Annotated in this window: 5 protein-coding genes and 1 pseudogene; 1 reads left to right on the top strand and 5 read right to left on the bottom strand. The window is 78.1% G+C overall.

Annotation, left to right across the window (positions count from 1 at the left end; all coding sequences use genetic code 11):
• From AC5FZL_RS16020 to AC5FZL_RS16010, 3 genes are all read right to left on the bottom strand, one after another.
• Nucleotides 1-314, bottom strand: a 314-nt coding sequence (locus tag AC5FZL_RS16020) for a hypothetical protein (RefSeq protein WP_493619877.1), incomplete at its 3' end; no start/stop codon positions are given.
• Nucleotides 311-685 carry a response regulator transcription factor gene (locus tag AC5FZL_RS16015; protein ID WP_493619876.1) on the bottom strand — a complete coding sequence of 125 codons (375 nt, stop codon included), beginning with the start codon at nt 683-685 and terminating at the stop codon, nt 311-313. The genes AC5FZL_RS16020 and AC5FZL_RS16015, both read right to left, overlap by 4 nt.
• Complete coding sequence (locus AC5FZL_RS16010) at nt 682-1092, bottom strand: response regulator (protein ID WP_493619875.1); 411 nt, start codon at nt 1090-1092, stop codon at nt 682-684. The genes AC5FZL_RS16015 and AC5FZL_RS16010 overlap by 4 nt, the downstream gene beginning before the upstream one ends.
• Before the next feature lie 119 nt (nt 1093-1211).
• Here AC5FZL_RS16010 and AC5FZL_RS16005 point away from each other — a divergent pair.
• Nucleotides 1212-2423, top strand: a pseudogene (locus tag AC5FZL_RS16005) (sensor histidine kinase); the annotation flags it as partial.
• 72 nt (nt 2424-2495) lie between these two features.
• Here the strand turns inward: AC5FZL_RS16005 and AC5FZL_RS16000 are convergent.
• Both AC5FZL_RS16000 and AC5FZL_RS15995 read right to left on the bottom strand, forming a co-directional pair.
• The gene (locus tag AC5FZL_RS16000) at nt 2496-3026 is read right to left on the bottom strand and encodes a DUF501 domain-containing protein (protein WP_493619874.1); all 531 of its coding nucleotides are present in this window, start codon (nt 3024-3026) and stop codon (nt 2496-2498) included.
• On the bottom strand, nt 3023-3387 hold a 365-nt coding region (locus AC5FZL_RS15995), incomplete at its 5' end, for an FtsB family cell division protein (RefSeq protein WP_493619873.1). The genes AC5FZL_RS16000 and AC5FZL_RS15995, both read right to left, overlap by 4 nt.

The following is a 3387-nucleotide window of genomic DNA, read 5'->3' as shown; positions in this document are numbered from 1 at the left end:
CGGTGGGCGAGGACGCGGACCACCTCCCGGCGGCCCTCCCCGCGCACCTTGCCGAGCAGCGCCACGACGCTGGGCTCGACGGCGCCCCAGGTCCGGCGGTCCAGGGCGGACAGGCGGGTGGCGGCGGCGGCCTGCTCCTCGGGCTCGCCGGCCAGCAGCTCGAGCAGGTCCGGGCGCACCGGCTCGGACAGCGCGCGGCGGCGCAGGTGGGCGCGGCGGCGCCAGCTGCGCCGGGCCGCGATGCCCAGGGACAGGAGGACCACGAGCGCCGCCAGCGCCGTCACCGCTGCGGCGACGGCGGTGGGCGTGGTCACCGCTGCGCCCGCGCCAGGACGGCCTGGACCCGGCTGACGAGCTCGCGGGGGCTGAACGGCTTGACGACGTAGTCGTCGGCGCCGGTGGCGAAGCCCGCCGCGACGTCCTGCTCCTGCGCCTTGGCGGTGAGCATGATCACCGGCAGGGAGGCGGTGCCCGCCTCCTGCCGGAGCTGCGCGCACACGTCCAGGCCCGAGAGCCCCGGCATCATGAGGTCGAGCACCGCGAGGTCCAGCGCGGTGGTGCGGGCGGTCTCCAGGGCGGCGACGCCGTCGGCGGCGGTGACGACCTGGTAGCCGGCCTGGCCGAGCTTGAAGGCGACGAGCTCGCGGATGTCGGCGTCGTCGTCGGCGACCATCACGGTGGTCATGAGAGCTCCTGGGCGAGGGGTCGGACGGCAGCGAGCACGCGCGCCACGTCGGTGCGGGTGAAGGGCTTGGGCAGCACGGCGTCGGGGCCGACGTCTCCGAGCTCCCCGAGGTCGTCGGGGTCGAGCACCGTGGTCAGCACCACCGCGCAGCCGCGCGTGCCGAGGTGGCCGCGCAGGGTGCGGGCGACGTCCACCCCGTCCAGGCCCGGCAGCACGACGTCGACGACGGCGACGTCCGGGGCGGCGGCGAAGGCCAGGGCGAGACCCTCCTCGCCCGTGGCGGCGACGCGGACGTCGCAGCCCAGCCGCTCCAGGTGCGCCTGCAGGAGCCTGCGCACGTCGAGGTCGTCCTCGATGACGAGGACGGACGGACGCCGGCCGGGCGGCGCGGGGAGCAGGGCGGTCACCGAGGCGTTGTCGGCACGCCGGGCCCCCGCCTTGACGCCTCGGGCCCTCTCGCAGGCGCGGCCCCGGCCAGTCCCCCGGACGGCTCAAGGCCGCCCCCGCGGGCGCCGATGGTGCCGCCATGAGCAGCGCAGACGGCAGCGGTGACCCCGAGGCCGCCCGGCGGGTCGCCGCCCTGGCCGAGCACCGCCTCCTCAGCGGCGAGGCGGACCCCGCGCTGGAGGCCGTCGTCCGGCTGGCCGCCGCGGCCGCCGGCGTGCCCACCGCCACCATCAACCTCGTCGACGACCGCGCGCAGCACCAGGTGGCCACCGTCGGGTTCGCGGGCGCGAGCTCGCCGTGCGAGGAGTCGATGTGCGCCCGCACCATCGCCCTCGGCGAGCCGGTGCACGTGCCCGACGCCGCCGCAGACCCGCGGTTCGCCGACAGCCCGTGGGTCGACGGGCGGCGCGACGCCGTCCGCCTCTACGCCGCGCACCCGCTCACCACGGTCACGGGCGTCGTCGTCGGCACCCTGTGCGTCTTCGACGCCCGCCCCGGCGACCTCAGCGCCGACCAGCGCGCGCAGCTGGCCGACCTGGCCACCACGGCCATGGCGCTGCTCGAGCGCCGGCGGCAGTCCGCCGCGCAGCTCCACCTCGTCGCCGCGGCCGAGGAGGCCCGCGACCTCGTCGAGCTGGCGCACGCGGAGCTGGCCCTGCGCCTGGACGAGCTGGAGCGCTCCAACGCCGAGCTCGAGCAGTTCGCCGCCGTGGCCAGCCACGACCTGCGCGCTCCGCTCACCGTCGTCGACGGCTACCTGGAGCTGCTCGAGGACCTGCACGCCGGGGACGCCGAGGGGCCGGCGCGGTCCTGGGTCGCCACCGCCCGCAGCGGCGTGCGGCGGATGACGTCCCTCATCGACGCCCTGCTCGGGCACGCCTCGGCGGGCGCGCGCGTGGTCGCCGCCGAGCCGGTGGACGTGGGCGAGGTGTTCGAGGACGTGCTCACCGACCTCGGCCCCACCATCGCCGCGGTCGGCGCCGAGGTCGTGCTGGAGGACCCGCTGCCCGTCGTGACCGCCGACCCCGTGCAGCTGCACCAGGTGCTCGCGAACCTCGTCGGCAACGCCCTGAAGTTCGCGCGCCCCGGGTCCCCCGGGCGCGTGCGCTGCTCCGTCGCCGAGCGGGACGACGCCTGGGTGCTGTCCGTGCGCGACGACGGCCGCGGCATCCCGGCCGAGCGGCGCGCGTCGGTGTTCGCGATGTTCGAGCGCGCCGGCACCGGCCACGCGGTGCCGGGCCACGGCATCGGCCTGGCCACGTGCGAGCGGATCGTGGCCCGCCACGGCGGGCAGATCTGGGCCGAGGAGACCCCCGGGGGCGGCACGACCGTGCGCTTCACCCTGCCGCGGGTCGGCTCAGGCTCAGGCGCAGGCGCAGGGGCCGGCGGCACCCCAGTCGCCCAGCGCCTCGCGGACCTCGTCCCCCAGCGGGTTGACGCCCGGACCGGCGGCCAGGGAGTGGGCCAGGAGCACGTGCAGGCACTTCACGCGGGTGGGCATCCCGCCCGCTGAGACGCCGGCGATCTCCGGCACCTCCTCGCCGAGCGCGGCGCGGCGGGCCAGGTAGTCCTCGTGCGCGGCGCGGTGCGCGGCGGCGAGCTCGGGGTCGGCGGCGACCCGGTCGCTCATCTCCCGCATGAGGCCCGAGGCCTCCAGCGTGCCCACGGCCGAGGCCGCGCGGGGGCAGGTCAGGTAGAAGGTCGTGGGGAAGGGCGTGCCGTCCGGCAGCCGCGGACGGGTGCGCACGACGTCCGGCAGCCCGCACGAGCAGCGGTGCGCCACCGCGGCGACCCCGCGCGGCGGCCGGCCGAGCTGGCGCGCGACGGCCTCGAGGTCCTCCGCCGACGGCTCCTCCGGCTCGGCCCCGGCCGGCTCCTGGGACCCGGCGCTCACGGGGCCTCCGGGTCGACGCCGTCAGCGGCGTCCGAGCCGCCGCCGAGCAGCTGCCACAGGCGGTCCACCCCCGAGGGCGACGCCGCCGGCTCCGGGGCCGCGGTCGCGGCGGCGGTCTCGGGCGACGGCGGGGCGTCCACCACGCGGTAGCCGGTCTCGCCGGGGTACAGGTAGTGCAGCCGCTCGCGGGCCTGCGCGCTGACGTGCGCCGGGTCGTCCCAGCGGGCGGCCTCGGCCTCCAGGTCGCCGACGCGCGCCTCGCGCGCCTCGACCTCGGCGCGCAGGGCGGAGAGGTCGGACTGCTGGTCGACCCACGTGCGCACGGGGGCGACCACCGAGAGCAGGCCGAGCAGGCAGACGC

This window comes from Quadrisphaera sp. DVD1 (genome assembly GCF_058932755.1).
This window is presented reverse-complemented; position numbering and strand designations above follow the sequence as displayed.

Bases quoted from the DNA above. Each gene is read 5' to 3' on its own strand.
- AC5FZL_RS16015 (WP_493619876.1), bottom strand. From the start codon at position 685: ATGACCACCGTGATGGTCGCCGACGACGACGCCGACATCCGCGAGCTC.